This window comes from Marinobacter sp. MMG032 (assembly GCF_040112695.1).
Taxonomy (GTDB): Bacteria; Pseudomonadota; Gammaproteobacteria; order Pseudomonadales; family Oleiphilaceae; genus Marinobacter; species Marinobacter salsuginis.
Window position 1 is genome coordinate 1,229,859 of record NZ_CP157802.1, and the last position, 15,288, is coordinate 1,245,146.

At 59.0% G+C, this 15,288-nt stretch carries 14 protein-coding genes; 5 read left to right on the forward strand and 9 right to left on the reverse strand.

What is annotated here, in order from left to right:
• Positions 1-59: 59 nt before the first annotated feature.
• The 6 genes from ABNF92_RS05675 to rpoE all read right to left on the reverse strand — a co-directional run bounded on the left by ABNF92_RS05675 (position 60) and on the right by rpoE (position 7,222).
• Positions 60-2,786 (reverse strand): EAL domain-containing protein, encoded by a 2,727-nt coding sequence (locus tag ABNF92_RS05675; RefSeq protein WP_069184117.1) that lies wholly within the window; start codon positions 2,784-2,786, stop codon positions 60-62.
• A gap of 127 nt (positions 2,787-2,913) precedes the next feature.
• Entirely contained in the window at positions 2,914-4,338 is a 1,425-nt protein-coding gene (locus ABNF92_RS05680; RefSeq protein ID WP_349344064.1) for a DegQ family serine endoprotease, read from the reverse strand.
• Between the two features lie 135 nt (positions 4,339-4,473).
• Positions 4,474-4,923, reverse strand: coding sequence for a SoxR reducing system RseC family protein (locus tag ABNF92_RS05685; RefSeq protein ID WP_069184115.1), 450 nt, complete (start codon positions 4,921-4,923; stop codon positions 4,474-4,476).
• Entirely contained in the window at positions 4,920-5,939 is a 1,020-nt protein-coding gene (locus ABNF92_RS05690; protein WP_227549462.1) for a MucB/RseB C-terminal domain-containing protein, read from the reverse strand. Before ABNF92_RS05690 ends, ABNF92_RS05685 begins: the two co-directional genes overlap by 4 nt.
• A gap of 20 nt (positions 5,940-5,959) precedes the next feature.
• A complete protein-coding gene (locus ABNF92_RS05695; protein ID WP_069184113.1) occupies positions 5,960-6,520 on the reverse strand; it encodes a sigma-E factor negative regulatory protein in 561 nt (186 codons plus the stop codon).
• 15 nt (positions 6,521-6,535) lie between these two features.
• On the reverse strand, positions 6,536-7,222 hold the full coding sequence (gene rpoE / locus ABNF92_RS05700; protein WP_069184112.1) for an RNA polymerase sigma factor RpoE: 687 nt from the start codon (positions 7,220-7,222) through the stop codon (positions 6,536-6,538).
• Positions 7,223-7,357: 135 nt separating this feature from the next.
• Between rpoE and nadB the strand changes: the two genes are divergently transcribed.
• The 5 genes from nadB (at position 7,358) to ABNF92_RS05725 (ending at position 11,699) form a co-directional block, all read left to right on the forward strand.
• Entirely contained in the window at positions 7,358-8,962 is a 1,605-nt protein-coding gene (gene nadB / locus ABNF92_RS05705; protein ID WP_194839000.1) for an L-aspartate oxidase, read from the forward strand.
• 40 nt (positions 8,963-9,002) lie between these two features.
• Positions 9,003-9,275: a succinate dehydrogenase assembly factor 2 gene (locus ABNF92_RS05710; RefSeq protein WP_069184110.1), complete on the forward strand. Its 273-nt coding sequence runs from the start codon at positions 9,003-9,005 to the stop codon at positions 9,273-9,275.
• Positions 9,259-9,723 (forward strand): hypothetical protein, encoded by a 465-nt coding sequence (locus ABNF92_RS05715; RefSeq protein ID WP_069184109.1) that lies wholly within the window; start codon positions 9,259-9,261, stop codon positions 9,721-9,723. The genes ABNF92_RS05710 and ABNF92_RS05715 overlap by 17 nt, the downstream gene beginning before the upstream one ends.
• A gap of 21 nt (positions 9,724-9,744) precedes the next feature.
• Positions 9,745-10,740, forward strand: coding sequence for a folate-binding protein (locus tag ABNF92_RS05720; protein WP_349343703.1), 996 nt, complete (start codon positions 9,745-9,747; stop codon positions 10,738-10,740).
• Between the two features lie 125 nt (positions 10,741-10,865).
• Positions 10,866-11,699: an HDOD domain-containing protein gene (locus tag ABNF92_RS05725; RefSeq protein WP_209398735.1), complete on the forward strand. Its 834-nt coding sequence runs from the start codon at positions 10,866-10,868 to the stop codon at positions 11,697-11,699.
• Between the two features lie 154 nt (positions 11,700-11,853).
• Here the strand turns inward: ABNF92_RS05725 and ung are convergent, their stop codons facing one another.
• The 3 genes from ung to prfB all read right to left on the reverse strand — a co-directional run bounded on the left by ung (position 11,854) and on the right by prfB (position 15,274).
• Entirely contained in the window at positions 11,854-12,588 is a 735-nt protein-coding gene (ung, locus tag ABNF92_RS05730) for a uracil-DNA glycosylase (protein WP_136629328.1), read from the reverse strand.
• A 3-nt stretch (positions 12,589-12,591) separates the two neighbouring features.
• Positions 12,592-14,127, reverse strand: a complete 1,536-nt coding sequence (gene lysS, locus ABNF92_RS05735) for a lysine--tRNA ligase (protein ID WP_349343704.1) — start codon at positions 14,125-14,127, stop codon at positions 12,592-12,594.
• A gap of 51 nt (positions 14,128-14,178) precedes the next feature.
• A protein-coding gene (prfB, locus tag ABNF92_RS05740) for a peptide chain release factor 2 (RefSeq protein WP_099045589.1) occupies positions 14,179-15,274 on the reverse strand; the annotation gives its coding sequence in 2 pieces (ribosomal slippage) (positions 14,179-15,201 and positions 15,203-15,274; 1,095 coding nt in all).
• Positions 15,275-15,288: the final 14 nt, after the last annotated feature.

The window sequence follows — 15,288 nt, forward strand, 5'->3', positions numbered from 1 at the left end:
CCGCTACCGGGGTCCGGGAACGGCGTGATTTTACCGGTTACCGGCCGCCATTGCCATGATCAGGAAATCAGCGGCCTTTCGTACTGCCGGATCAGGAAACCAATGAGGGCATCCTCGTCCAGCGGATAGCTGAACAGGTTCCCCTGGCACTGGGCGCAGCCATGGGTTTTGAGGAAGCTCAGCTGCTGCGGGGTTTCCACACCCTCTGCGACCACCGTGAGATGGAGCTTGCGGGCCAGGGCAATGACCGCCGATGCGACGTCCGTAGCACTGACATTGTAAGGAATATCCCGAATGAACCGGTGATCGATCTTGATCACATCCAGCGGCAACTGTTGCAGCGAGACCAGTGAACAGGAACCGGTTCCAAAATCGTCGAGAATCAGGCAGACCCCAAGATCATGGAGCGATACCAGCAACTCCCGGAGCATTCGCGGATCTTCATTGAGCAGTTCCGCCGGCATTTCGAGCTCCAGGCGCTCGGGTGACACACCGGTTTCCGTGATAACCTGCCGGATCATGTCCAGAAAGCCCGAATCGGTCAGCTGTCGAACCGACAGATTCACCGCCATTTTCAGGGATTCAAAACCGGCCCGCTCAAGAGCCTGCACCTGAATACAGGCCTGCCGCAGAGCCCACTCGCCCAGGCGCACAATCAGGCCCGTCTCCTCGGCCAGACCGATGAATTGCTGGGCGGACACCAGCCCTTTCTCCGGATGATGCCAGCGCAGGAACGCTTCGACGCCGATGACCCGTTCACTGGCCAGATCAATCTTCGGCTGGTAATGCAGAACGAAGCGGTCGCCGCCCAGGGCCGTCGCCAACTCCTCCTGCTGCAGAAGACGGCGGGCCGCCTTGATATTCATGGCCGGCGTGAAGAACTGGAAAGTATTCCGCCCGAGCTCCTTGGCGCGATACATGGCCAGGTCAGCATATTTCATCAGGGTCCCGGCATCCTCGCTGTCGTGCGGGATCATGGTAATGCCAATACTGACCGTGATCCCGACTTCGTGATCGTTCAGCCGGATCCGCTGGCACAAACTGCGCAGGATCGTCTCTGCCACCTTGCTGGCGGCGTCCGAATCGCTGATGCGGGACAATAACACCACAAACTCGTCGCCGCCGAGCCGGGCAACCGAGTCCTCCTCACGAACACACCCCACCAGCCATTGGGCCACCTGGCGCAGGAGCTCGTCACCGGAATCATGTCCCAGGGTATCGTTGATACGCTTGAACCCGTCCAGGTCCAGGAACATGAGTGCGGCCGGCTCACCGCTTCGGCGGCTGCGGCTGACCACATGGTTGAGTCGGTCACGGAACAGTTGCCGGTTCGCCAGGCCAGTGAGCGGATCGTAGAAGGCCAGCCGGTGCAGTTCCGATTGTGCGGCCTTGAGCTGGGTCAGATCGCGCAGACTGAGCACGACGCCATTAACACCGGGCACCGACAACATGGCGGTGAAGGTGCCTTCCATATCCCGCCACTGCCCCTCGGCATCGCGAATACGAACCCGAATCACCGGCATCTGTTTGCCCGGCGACTGCACGGAATCGTCAAAGCCTTTCTTCAGCTGAGGCCAGTCATCACCGTGGACCAGCTCTTCAAAGTCCAGCGACTGAACCTGGTCTGGCTCAAAGCCAAGAATATCGAGGCTGGACGGGCTCGCATACAGAGCTTTGCCCGCGCGATCCATCACCAGAGTGACATTGGCGGCACCCTCGGTAATCGCCCGATACCGACCGGCACTGATCTGCGCCATCAGGCGTGACCGGATCAGCGCCAGCACAAAGAGGAACAGCAAGGCACTGATCACCAGGCCGCTGCCCAGAACGATTGGGGGGCGTGGGTCCGAAGCCAGAAAATCAAAGGCGGGGGTGGAGCGGGTCTGCAACAGCCAATCGCGACCACCGTGGCTGATTGTCTGGCTCATCTGGAAACTGAATTCGTTATCGAGGGAGCCCAGATTGGAGCCATACATCAGGTTCTGCCGGTCCACCACTCCGGCATCGTAGATGCGGACATCCAGAAATGGCGAAATGAGGCCGACGATTCCGTCGATCAGGTTGTTCATCCTGAAGGCACTGAACACGTAACCGGCCAGCATCATGCGACGCTCGGCCCGGATCTCGGGCACGGTCCCGCCCTGGTACACCGGGTAATACATCAGGAAACTTGCCTGATCTTCGCCGAGCTCCTCCTGAACCAAAACCACCTTGGCAGTCACGGTGGGGACGGCCTCATCACGCGCCTGTTCCATGGCCCGACGATGGATGGGATCGCTGAAGGCATCGTAGCCAAGGGCCCGGCGATTGCGTTCAGTGCCCGGCTCCAGGTAAACCATGGGATAGTAATAAGGGCCACTGCCCAGCGGATTCACAAGGTAATTGTGTACCCCCTCCGCCCGGACAGACGCAATGTGATCGGCCATCTGGCGGACACCGATACGGCGAACATAGCCAATACCCTGAATGCCGGGGTAGTAACGGTTAATATCCACCTTGTCGACATATTCGCGCCACTGATCGCGGGAAACATCACCGGTCACTGCAAACAGACCGGCACTACCGGCCAGCACCTGTTCGTAGTTCAGCAGGCGTTCTTCGATGGCGGATTTCAGTTGCAGGGACTGGGTGCGAAAGCGGGCTTCCGTGCGGTCTTCGACCAGCCTGATGGAAACCTGCCAGAGCAGTACGGTGACGGCAATGGCAACTGCAAAGATCAGCCAGGCAACCCAGGCATTGCGAAATTCCAGTAACTTGCGAAGAGAGAGTTCCTGTCTGTTCATCATGGGGCTGGTCCGTTCCATGGCCACTCGTTTTTATTGGTCGACCAAGTATAACAAAAGCCCCCGCAGGTGTCGTTTCCGACACCTGCGGGGGCTTTTGGATTAGCCAGACCGGTTCAGCTAGGCAATATCAGGGCTTCATCACCAGGTACAGAGCACGCCCCTGACGCACCACCCGTACCGATACCGCCTTGCCCTCGGGCAGTGACCGCACAGCTTCGCGGAACTCCTCGGCGGATCTCACTTTCTGGCGGTTAATTTCAGTGATCACATCGCCCGCCCGAATGCCGGCATCAGCCGCAGCACCCCGGGCAACATTATTGACCACAACGCCGCCTTCAACACCCATGGAGTCGGCCATATCCGCAGGAAGCGGCTCAACCATCATGCCCAGAGGCGCCGACGCGGGACCACTGCTGTCGCTGGACGGCGCTGAAGCCTGCTGACTTCCCTCCTCGGGGAGTCGACCAATTTCAACCTGAAGCTCGATCTCTTCGCCACCACGGAGGACTTGCAGCTCGGCCGTTTCACCAACTGGAGTGCGGCCCACCATAGGTGGCAAATCAGAAGAAAGCTGAACCTCATCGCCATCATAGCTGAGAACAATATCCCCAGCCTGAAGACCGGCTTTCTGAGCTGGTGAGTCCGCCATGACTTCGGCAATCAGCGCGCCGCGGGGACGTTTCAGACCAAAGGACTCGGCCAGATCACGGTTGACCTCCTGAATCAACACCCCGAGCCAGCCGCGGGACACCGAACCCTTGTCGCGCAGTTGGCGGAACACATTCATTGCATCGTCAATGGGGATGGCAAACGAGACGCCCATGAAGCCGCCGGATCGGGTATAGATCTGGGAGTTGATACCCACAACTTCGCCATCCAGATTAAACAGAGGGCCGCCTGAATTGCCGGGATTAATGGCCACATCAGTCTGGATGAACGGCACGTAGTTTTCCGACGGGAGTGAGCGACCCAGGGCGCTGACGATTCCGGCAGTCACCGTATAGTCGAACCCGAACGGCGAACCAATCGCAAAGACCCATTCACCAACTTTCAGATCCCGGGACTGGCCTACTTTCACGACTGGCAGGTCATCGCCGTTTTCAATCTTGAGCACAGCCATATCGGAACGGGGATCGGTTCCAACCAGGGTTGCAGGCAGTTCGCGGCGGTCGTTCAGGCGAACGATGATCTCATCAGCCCCTTCAACCACATGGTTGTTGGTCAGTACGTAGCCGTCAGAGGATACGATAAACCCGGAGCCCATGGAGCGGCGCGGCTGCGAACTACCGGGCCCGCCACCAAATGGAGACTGGGGGCCGCGAAAGAAATCCTGGAAAAATTCGGGAAGCTGTTCGAGCTGGCGTTCATCGAACGGCATGCCAGGAGAGCGGGAATTGCCGCGTCGGGGTTCGGTGGTTGTACTGATGTTCACCACCGCGCCGGCATTGTCTTCAACCAGCTCGGTAAAATCGGGCAAACTTCGGGCTACACTGGCCTGGCTCCAGACCACCAGAAGCACCGTGGACAGTAAGAGAAACACAATGGCCGGCATCCTTGTGGATATAACATTCCGTAGCGGTTGGGCAACTGCTGTTGCACTCGACATGTAGTACCCCCTGTTGTTCTCACATCTAGCCGTAAATTTGGGGCTCACCCCATCGATTTTCAACTTACAAAACCGTAGGGTTTACGGACAGTTTTCAGAGGTAATCCGGTTTACCCGGACCAGATGGGGCTCATAATCCCGGTTACCGGCCCGCTGCCATTTTCGCCCTGCGAAAAAGCCCACGGCCAACCCAGCGACTGCAGCGAGCATCGCCGCGCCATCGTGCCCACCGGACAGCTGGTGACCAAGGACACTGGCAACCACCATCAGGATCAGCGGTAGGGCATAGACCAGAAGAGAAGCGCCCAGCAGGGCTTGCTCGTCAATACCGATGGTGACTTCATCCCCTACCCTGGCATTGACCGAGTTCATTACCAGGATCTGGTTGGCGCGCCCGCCCGATGCCGCGGCCAGCACTTTCTGACCACAGCCACTGCGAGCTGCACAACTCTGACAGGCACTGGTTCGAATCGTCTGGACCCAGACCCGGTCGCCCTTGAGCGCAACAACCTTGCCGGTTTCGGTAATCACGATTCAGCCGCACCCAGGGCCAATGAATCTTCGATGCGCACCGACTCGGCAACCTGACGGGCTGTTTGCGGCGGCAGTTCGCCCACGACGGTGACCAGGAAGGCGCTTTCACCTTCCTTTACCTCATGCATGTAAACCGTCGTGGCGCCAATTTTGGAGGCGCCAGTGGGCATGGTTACCGGCCCGGCCGGCTCAACAAACACCGAGAAAGCTGCCAGGCCATCGGAGAAGGCAACGGCCTGGCCCTTGCCGGAACGGGGTGCGGCGGCGGGCACAAAACCGTCGGGACGCCAGCCCAGCCGCCAGCCGTTCATACGTTGCCCCACGGCTGCCGGGGAAGCGGGCTCATCCAGCGTTCTGGAAATTTCCCGACCTTCGGTACGGATTTCGAATTCGGTGTCGGGGATGTCCTCGCCAATGTGCAGGCTGGTGAACTGGAACTGCTCAAGCACCTCGCCCTCAGCATTCCTGACATGACTCTTCACCAACAGCCCGGTGGATTTCTCCAGCCAGAGCCTGTGACTATAGCGGTAAGAATCTCTGGCGCTCAGCGCCACCGAAACCACTTCATAGCCGGCGACCCGGTCCTCGCCTTTCATTTCTGCACGATACCAGCGGCTCACCGGTACCAGTTGGCTGGTGAATGCTTCGGCAAACGGGCCTGATGGAATCACCTGATCAAGCTTCACACGGCCGGTTTCGGGGAGCACGCAAACCACGTTCATGCCTTTGCGAACGATTTCGCCGCTGCCACCATCCTGCAGAACCAGTCGCTCCTCGACAACACCATCGCGGTAGCGATGGGCAATCTGCATGGAGTGAACACTCTCGCCGCGGGCGTACACAAACACGCCACGATAGGAGGTCATGTTCAATGCCGGCCCCAGCTTTTCAAGCCAGGCGGATGCCTCTTCTTCGTCTGCCGCAGCCGGAAGCGGCGCGGCAAGCACAAGCAGAAGGCCCAAAAGCACTGACAGCGCCTGGCATCGGGACAACTTGATAAAGGTATGGGGCATAACGACACTTGCTCCGGGGTTCAGTAGCCGGCGCCATTGGCGCTGACCAGGCGGGCATAGCCGACGGCACCACGCCCGGCACCTACGCTGTTATGCTGCGCATGCTCGAGCAGGTAACGGCTCATGTATTCCCACTGTTCCTCATCCAGACCCTGCAGGGCAATCTCCCTGACCGGTGGTTCCTGCACAGACGTTTCCGGTGCGGCCGCAGTCACGGACTGAACCGGACCGGCACCGGGCGAGTCCCAACCTGCACCAGCGCCAAACCCGACCAGCAGAGCCATCGCAACCATAGCCGCCGCCGGCCAGTGCCATCGACCCGCTCTGCTGTCCTGAACAACCGGCTCTGACCGGGCTGTCGCGGGACCGCGGCCATCAAGCAATTCACGGACAGCAACACTGACGTCCATTCCATGGGCCGGGGAGTGGCCATCATGCATGAGATCCCGCACGTCCTGCCAACGCTGCCACTGTGCCCGTACGTCATCCTGGCTATCGTGTGACAGCAGGCGACGTACCGACAGTTCGTCAGCTTCGTCGTCCATCATGGCGGACAATGTTTCTCTGAGACGATCATCCATGGGATGCAACCTCGATTACGTCACGGAGTGATTGAGTAAAGGTCCAAGATGCCTATCAACCGCATCCCGGGCCCTGAATATTCGTGAGCGGACAGTGCCGATCGGACACTCCAGGATGCCTGCGATATCCTCATAACTCAGGCCATCGTATTCCCGGAGCAAAAAGGCAGAGCGCAGCTCCTCGGGAAGCTGGGCGATAGCCCTGTTCAGTTCTTTCTGGAGCTGTTCCCGTTGCAAAAGCCTTTCTGGTGATGCAGTGTCCCGGAGTCGTGAGCCATCATCGAAATTCTCCGCCTCGGCCGAGTCGGCACTACCCTGCGGGCGCCGCCCCCGGGACTCCAGATAATTCTTCGCAGTGTTCACGGCTATCCGGTAGAGCCACGTATAAAAGGCGCTGTCGCCCCGGAAACGCTCAATTGCCCTGAACGCTTTGACGAAGGTCTCCTGGGTCAGATCCATGACTTCCTGGCTGTCGTAGACGTACCGGCTGATGATTGAGGCGACCCTGGACTGGTATTTGACCACCAGAAGATCGAAGGCGGCGCGATCACCATTACGCACCTTGCGTACCAGTTGCAGGTCCGTCTGGCTGTCTGGGTGATCGCCCTGTCGTTTCTCTGTATCCGGAGTCATGACCTGGTTGCCGGGGTTCCCTGATTTGATGGCCAGCTGTCCGGCCTGTACCAAGTTGCGCTGCGTCATTGATGCTATCCGGCGTCCGTTAATGGAACAGGCTGAAGCCTCCTGGCAGGCGGCTCACCCTGTCAGGCCAAATAGACAGCAAGCGTAAAGTTTAGTTCAATACACGTCCACATTATGGCCTGCGATAACGACCCGATGCCACAGTCCTTCGAATACGATGTTCTCATTATCGGCAGCGGCGCTGCCGGCCTCACCGTCGCCCTCAATCTGCCAGAGCATCTGAAAGTCTGCGTGGTGAGCAAGGCGCAGATCAGCAGTGGAGCAACCCTCTGGGCGCAAGGCGGAATCGCTGCGGTCCTGGATGATCAGGATTCCACTGAAAACCACATTACTGACACCCTGAATGCTGGCGCTGGCCTTTGCCACGAAGACGCCGTACGTTTCACTGTGGAGCACGGCAAGGAGAGCATCGATTGGCTGATCGATTCCGGCGTTGATTTTACCCGGGACCGCGATGAGCATTACCACCTTACGCGGGAAGGTGGGCACAGCCACCGGCGCATCATTCACGCAGCAGATGCCACCGGCCATGCGGTTTCAACGACTTTGACGTCCCAGGCAGAGGCGCGTCCGAACATCGAGCTCATGTCGGGAAGGGTGGCAGTCGACCTGATCACCAATCGCAAACTGTCGCTGCCGGGAAACCGATGTGTCGGTGCCTATATCCTGAATCTTGAAGACAACCATGTGGAGCTGTTCCGGGCACGATTCACGGTGATTGCTACCGGTGGTGCCTCCAAGGCCTATCGCTATACAACCAATCCGGACGGTGCCTCCGGAGACGGGATTGCCATGGCGTGGCGGGCAGGATGCCGTGTCGCGAACATGGAATTCAATCAATTCCACCCAACATGCCTGTATCACCCCCACGCCAAATCCTTTTTGATCACGGAAGCGGTCAGGGGCGAGGGTGGCCTGCTGAAACTGCCAGACGGGTCGCGGTTCATGGATCGCTTTGACGAGCGTGGAGAGCTGGCACCAAGGGATATCGTTGCCCGGGCCATTGACCATGAGATGAAGCGACTGGGTGCTGATCATCTGTACCTGGACATCAGCCACAAACCCGCCGACTTCATCAAACACCACTTCCCCACCATTTACGAGAAGTGCCTGGGCTTTGGCATTGATATCACACGCGAGCCCATTCCCGTGGTTCCGGCAGCCCACTATACCTGTGGCGGCGTCATGAGTGACGAGCGGGCCAGAACGGACGTCAATCAGCTCTATGTGGTGGGCGAGGCCGCATTCACCGGACTCCATGGTGCCAACCGCATGGCCAGTAACTCTCTGCTTGAGTGCCTGGTGTATGGACGCGCCGCCGCTGCGGATATTACGCGCCGGGAAGCCGACATTCCGCCACCACCAGAAGCCCCGGACTGGGACGAAAGCCAGGTCAGAGACTCTGATGAAGACGTTGTTATCTCCCATAACTGGGACGAGCTGCGGCATTTCATGTGGGACTACGTGGGCATTGTGCGGACCACCAAGCGGCTCCAGAGGGCCAAGCACAGGGTGGACCTGCTGTCCGCAGAGATCGGAGAGTTTTACAGCAACTACCGTGTGACCAACGACCTGCTGGAACTTCGGAACCTGGTCACCGTCTCCGACCTGATCATCTGTTCGGCACTGCAGCGCAGGGAAAGTCGGGGGTTGCACTACACACTGGATTATCCGGGACTACTCAACGAGGTCCGTGATACCGTACTGGTTCCCACGACCTACCGAACGCTCGCGCCCTGAACCAACGCCGACTGTTACAATCGATTCAATGGTAAACACTATGTCAGAGACACCTGCATCGTCCGAAAAAGCAGAATTCAACCGCCTGTGGTGGCATAGCCGTCGCGGGATGCTGGAGCTGGACAACCTCCTGATTCCATTCATGGAGGAAGCCTTTCGCGATCTGGACGCCGAAGATCAGGCCCGCTACAAGAAACTGCTCGCCTGTGAGGACAGCGACATGTTCGAGTGGTTCATGCAGCGCAGCCGCCCGGCAGATCCGGACCTCCAACGCATGGTCGACATCATCCTCAAGCGTGTCCAGCCGGATTGAGCTGACGCTCACCCCCTCCCTGCTGGTTGGCGCTCTGGCAGTGCTGCCCTGGCTGTTGCTGCTGGCGTTCCTTTTCATTGCGGCGCTGGCCGGCAAGTTATGGCTACTCACTGCAGCGCCCATTGCGCTCGGCCTAGCCGCGCTGCAGTATCGGTCCAACGGTTTGCTCCGCGGAGGCGGATCCGTCAATGGGCTTGTCGTCGAGGATGGCGAGTTGTACGTCAAGACCGGAGACAACCGGCAGGTTCAGGTCCGTCCATCGGCTTCCAGTCGTGTCTGGGCCGGACTGGCACTCTTGAAACTGCGTCCGACTGGCACCAGATTCCGGTCGTACAATACGATACTGCTGGCACCGTCATCCGGTAGACCGGGTAACGTTTCGAAAGACGATTTTCGTCGCCTGCGGGTATGGCTCAGACTGGGCCAATCCGGGCAACCATCCATCTGATCCACCAATCTGGAGCACGCCATGACCGACACAGACTCTCCTGTATCAGCCGTTGCAGACTTCCCCCTACCCAATAGCGGCTGGGCGGTTCTCGACGACCGGGTGGTTGTGCGGATCAGCGGCCCGGGCACCGACAAGTTTCTCCAGGGCCAGTTCAGCCAGAACCTGGACGAGGTAACCCCGGATCGCTCCCCGCGAGCGGCAGCGGCGACGCCCAAGGGCCGCGCCTACTGCCTCACCCGCATGGTCCGGGCCGGTGACGACATCCTGATGGACTTTCCCTCCGAGCTCGCTGACGACATCATCAGCCATTTGGGCAAGTACCTGATGCTCTTTCGCGGAACCACCATGGAGCTGGTCCAGGAAACCAGCATCGTAGGGATTCTGGGCAATGAGCTGGCCGAAAAGCTCGCCGAAACTGCAATGGGCAGCCTGAGGGAACCGGGTGACTCTTGCGTACTTCGTGACGGCATCCTTGTGAAGACCCAATCAACAGCTGAAGGCACGGCCCGCTTCGAGTTCTGGCATACCCGGGGTGGCGAAATAACACTACCCGCCAGCGACCGGATGTCGGTGGCAGACTGGCAGGCATCCGAGATTGCGTCGGGTGTCGCCTCCCTCACGGCCGCCACCCAGGAATCCTTCGTGCCACAGATGCTGAACTGGCAACATGTAGGCGGGGTTCATTTCAAAAAGGGCTGCTACACGGGTCAGGAAGTGATTGCCCGCATGCATTTCCTGGGGCAATTGAAAAAAAGCCTGTTCCGGTTCCGTGCGGAAGAGGCGAAAGAGTTGCCCGCCCCCGGAAGCGCTCTGTTTGCTGGCGAACGATCCGCGGGAGAAGTCGTCAACTCGATCAGATTCCGTGACGGCAGCATGGAACTGCTTGCCGTTGTGCGCCACGATGCCTCCGACACCCCCCTTCATCCGGAGGGCCTGCCGGAGGTAGTTCTGGAGCCTCTGCCGCTGCCCTACTCGGTGCCTGAAAGGGAAAAAAGCGCACAATCAGATACATAAGTTGACAGGCAAACGCGCCAGAATTTGCTATTTTGCTATGCAGTAGCTCACATATTTGATTGTTCGGACCGTGGCTCGGACATTCCGACCACTCGTCGAACTCCTTAAGCGGACCTTTACTGACCATGTCGAATATTGTTGAAACCATCAAAGCCGATCTCAACGCAGCTATCGAAAATGACAAGCTGGTGCTGCCCACCCTTCCCGAAGTAGCTCTTCAGGTCAGAGACATTGCGCAATCCGAGGATTCTTCAATAGCGGACCTGGTGAAGGTCATCAGCAATGACACGGCCCTGTCCGCCCGCATTATCCGGGTGACCAATAGCCCGCTGTTCCGCGGCAGCCGCGCCATCGAGAATCTGAACATGGCGGTAAGCCGCCTCGGCATGGCCTATACCAGTAACCTGGCCATGGGTCTGGCAATGGAGCAGATGTTCCAGGCCACCTCCGACATGATCGACAAGCGCATGCGGGCCACCTGGCAGACCAGCACCGAAGTGGCCGGTGTCTGCCATGTTCTGGCGCAACACTACACCAAGCTCAAGCCGGACCAGGCCACCCTTGCAGGCCTGGTGCATCTGATCGGCGTGCTGCCGATTCTTCGCTATGTGGAAGACCAGGATATCCAGATCAGCAGCATCATGCTGGACAATGTGGTTGATGAACTGCACCCGAAGATCGGGGCGACCATCCTCAAGAAGTGGGATTTCCCGAAGGAGCTTCAGAACGTTCCGCTGGAATACGCCAACTTCAGCCGCCAGGTTCCCGCTGCGGACTATGCGGATCTGGTGATGGTGGCTAATCTGCAGCTGGTTGCAGGTTCAGAGCATCCCTGGAACGAAATGGACTGGACGAAGATTTCGGCGTTTGATCGTCTTGGGTTGGATCCGAATATCGACATGAGCGAGGAAGAGGATCTGAACGCCCAGATGGAAGCGGCCATGGCGCTGCTTCAGTAATTTGTGCTGGGAGTTTGACCGCCCGTCTTCAAGATGGGGTCAGGCTCCCAAAACACGCTGTAAATACATCCCTGTACGCTCGGCTCCGCCATCCATGGCTCCGCACGGTTCTGGGAGCCTGACCCCATCCCGAAGACTACTTTCGGGCAGACCTTCAGCTCTTCTTGTATCTCTCGATCAACTCAGCTTTGCTGGGCAACGCCCAGTTAACGGTGGGCTTTCCCTGCCGTTGCAACCAGTCGTTCGCCTTTGAGAAGTGTTTGCAACCGAAGAAGCCCCGGTAAGCGCTCAGTGGCGAGGGATGGGGGCCATCGAGGACGAGGTGCTTGGTGCGGTCGATGTGCTGGCCTTTCTTTTTGGCGTAGCTACCCCATAGCAGGAATACCACGCCTTCCCGTTCGCGGTTAATGGTTTCGATGACTTTGTCGGTGAACGTTTCCCAGCCTTTGCCCTGGTGGGCGCCGGCCTGGCCCTGGACGACGGTGAGGACGCTGTTGAGTAGCAATACGCCCTGTTCTGCCCAGGGTTGAAGGCAGCCGTGATCGGGCGGAGCAATGCCCAGGTCGTCCTGAATTTCCTTGAAGATGTTGACCAGCGAGGGCGGGATGGCCACGTTCGGGCGCACGGAGAAGCACAGGCCGTGGGCCTGGCCGGGGCCGTGGTAGGGGTCTTGCCCGAGAATCACCACCCTTACGTTTTCCAGCGGCGTGCTGTTCAGTGCGTTGAAGCAGTGTTGGCTGGCGGGGAACAGGACTTTGCCGGCTTGCTCCTCGGCAGCCAGGAATTCCGCCAGGCCCTGCATGTAGGGCTGGCGGAATTCTTCGGAGAGATGTTCTTTCCAGCCCCGGTCGGGCCTGAGCTGACTGGCCAGTACCTCAACCGGGCTCATGGATCACTCCTCGTCTTTGCGGCTTTCAGGCTTGTGTTCTGGGCGCATGGCCGGGAACAGGATGACGTCGCGGATGGAAGCCGAGTTGGTCAGCAACATGGCCAGGCGGTCGATACCGATGCCCTCGCCGGCGGTGGGCGGCAGGCCATATTCCAGGGCCATGACGTAGTCCTCGTCGTAGAACATGGCCTCGTCGTCACCGGCATCCTTCTCGGCCACCTGGGCCTGGAAGCGCTCGGCCTGGTCTTCGGCGTCGTTCAGCTCGGAGAAACCGTTGGCAATCTCGCGGCCGCCCACGAAGAACTCGAAGCGTTCGGTGACGAACGGGTTACTGTCTTTGCAGCGGGCCAGGGGCGACACTTCTTTCGGGTACTCGGTGATAAAGGTCGGTTGCATCAGGCGATGCTCCGCCGTTGCCTCGAAGATCTCGATCTGCACCTTGCCCAGACCCCAGCCTTCCTTGAGGTGAATACCCAGATCTTTGGCGACCTGGCGGGCGCTGGCCTCATCTGCCAGCTGCTCGGGCTTGATGTCCGGGTTATAGCGGAGGATGGCATCAACAACGGTGAGGCGCTCGAAGGTCTTGCCGAAGTCGTACTCGATGGTCTCTTCGCTGCCATCCGCCAGGGTGCGGGTGTTCACCACCGTGGTGGTGCCCAGCACTTTCTCGGTGATGGTGCGCAGCATGTCCTCGGTCAGATCCATCAGGTCGTTGTAGTCTGCGTAGGCCTGGTAGAACTCAACCATGGTGAATTCCGGATTATGACGGGTGGAAAGCCCCTCGTTCCGGAAGTTCCGGTTGATCTCGAACACCCGCTCAAAGCCGCCGACGACCAGGCGCTTCAGGAACAATTCCGGGGCAATACGCAGGTACATGTCGATGCCCAGGGCGTTATGATGGGTCACGAAGGGCCGCGCGGTGGCACCACCGGGGATCACCTGAAGCATCGGAGTTTCCACTTCCATGAACTCCCGGTCGGTGAAGTACTGGCGCATGGCGCTGATGATCTTCGAACGCGCATGGAACACCCGGCGACTGTCCTCGTTGACCATCAAATCGACGTAGCGGTGACGGTAGCGGGCTTCCGTGTCCGTCAGGCCCTTGTGCTTCTCAGGCAACGGACGCAGGGACTTGGTGAGCAGCACGTACTCATCCATGGTTACGTACAGGTCGCCCTTGCCTGACTTGGAAAGGGTCCCACGGACGCCCACGATGTCCCCCAGATCCCAGTGCTTGGTGTCTTTCTGGACATCCTTGGAAGCATAGATCTGGATCCGGCCAGTCATGTCCTGAACCACCTTGAATGCCTTGCGATCCAGCATCATGCGGCCGGCAATGGCCACCTTGATACCCAGGGACTCCAGCTCTTCCTTGGTTTTCTCGCCGTATTTTGCCTGCAGTTCGGCGGCGGTGGCGTCACGACGGAAGTCGTTCGGGAAGGCGTTGCCCTGGTCGCGCATCTCTGACAGTTTGGCGCGGCGCTCGGCAATCAGCTTGTTGTCCTCATGCTGTGCGGCATTCTGAGTTTGATCAGTCATTTTGGCTCACTAGGAATCGGGTTGTCCGGGTTAGCGTGGCAACGGCGCTGGTTACAGCGCCATCTTCAGGCTGGCTTCGATGAACTTGTCAATGTCACCGTCCAGCACCGACTGGGTATTACTGGTTTCAACCTTGGTACGCAGGTCCTTGATACGGCTGTCATCCAGAACGTAGGAACGGATCTGGCTGCCCCAACCGATATCGGCCTTGGCGTCCTCGGCCTTCTGCTTCTCGGCGTTACGCTCCTGCATCTCGCGCTCAAACAGCTTGGCCTTCAGCTGCTTCATGGCCTGGTCCTTGTTCTGGTGCTGGCTTCGGCCAGCCTGGCAGGCCACGACAATACCGGTGGGATTGTGGGTCAGACGCACCGCCGACTCGGTCCGGTTAACGTGCTGACCACCGGCGCCGGAGGCACGATAGACATCCACCCGCAAATCCGCCGGATTGATCTCGATCTCGAAGCTGTCATCTACTTCCGGCGATACAAACACGGAAGAGAACGAAGTATGCCTACGGTTGCCGGAATCAAACGGTGATTTACGCACCAGCCGGTGTACGCCGGTTTCGGTACGCAGCCAGCCATAGGCATAGTCGCCCTGGATGTGAATGGTGGCGCTCTTGATGCCCGCCACTTCACCTTCCATCAGCTCGACAATCTCGGCCTTGAAGCCACGGCGCTCAGCCCAGCGCAGGTACATACGCAACAGCATATTGGCCCAGTCCTGGGCTTCGGTGCCGCCGGAACCAGCCTGGATATCGAGGTAGGCGTTGTTGGCATCCATTTCGCCGGAGAACATGCGGCGGAATTCGAGCTTTTCGAGCTCTTTATCAAGGCCCTCAAGATCGGACTCGATCTCGGCAACGGTGCCTTCGTCCTCTTCTTCTGCGGCAATATCCAGCAGGCCTTCGGCGTCTTCCAGGCCGGAGGTGAGGTTATCGATGGTCTTGACGATCAGCTCAAGATCCGCACGCTCTTTGCCCAGCGCCTGCGCCCGCTCGGGGTCGTCCCAGACGCTTGGCTGCTCCAGTTCGCGCTCAACTTCGATCAGTCGCTCACTACGCTGATCGTAGTCAAAGATACCCCCTGAGCGCTTCAGTGCGCTCACGAAGCTCTTTAATCTTCGTCACAATGGGATTAATTTCCATGAAACCCTTACTCG

What these genes read in the sequence shown, in the direction of transcription:
- ABNF92_RS05710 (WP_069184110.1), top strand. Translation starts at nt 9,003, where the DNA reads ATGTCAGAGACACCTGCATCGTCCGAAAAAGCAGAATTCAACCGCCTG.
- ABNF92_RS05695 (WP_069184113.1), bottom strand. Translation starts at nt 6,520, where the DNA reads ATGGATGATCGTCTCAGAGAAACATTGTCCGCCATGATGGACGACGAA.
- nadB (WP_194839000.1), top strand. Translation starts at nt 7,358, where the DNA reads ATGCCACAGTCCTTCGAATACGATGTTCTCATTATCGGCAGCGGCGCT.
- ABNF92_RS05720 (WP_349343703.1), top strand. Translation starts at nt 9,745, where the DNA reads ATGACCGACACAGACTCTCCTGTATCAGCCGTTGCAGACTTCCCCCTA.
- ABNF92_RS05725 (WP_209398735.1), top strand. Translation starts at nt 10,866, where the DNA reads ATGTCGAATATTGTTGAAACCATCAAAGCCGATCTCAACGCAGCTATC.
- ABNF92_RS05680 (WP_349344064.1), bottom strand. Translation starts at nt 4,338, where the DNA reads ATGCCGGCCATTGTGTTTCTCTTACTGTCCACGGTGCTTCTGGTGGTC.
- rpoE (WP_069184112.1), bottom strand. Translation starts at nt 7,222, where the DNA reads ATGACGCAGCGCAACTTGGTACAGGCCGGACAGCTGGCCATCAAATCA.
- lysS (WP_349343704.1), bottom strand. Translation starts at nt 14,127, where the DNA reads ATGACTGATCAAACTCAGAATGCCGCACAGCATGAGGACAACAAGCTG.
- ung (WP_136629328.1), bottom strand. Translation starts at nt 12,588, where the DNA reads ATGAGCCCGGTTGAGGTACTGGCCAGTCAGCTCAGGCCCGACCGGGGC.
- ABNF92_RS05690 (WP_227549462.1), bottom strand. Translation starts at nt 5,939, where the DNA reads ATGCCCCATACCTTTATCAAGTTGTCCCGATGCCAGGCGCTGTCAGTG.
- ABNF92_RS05675 (WP_069184117.1), bottom strand. Translation starts at nt 2,786, where the DNA reads ATGATGAACAGACAGGAACTCTCTCTTCGCAAGTTACTGGAATTTCGC.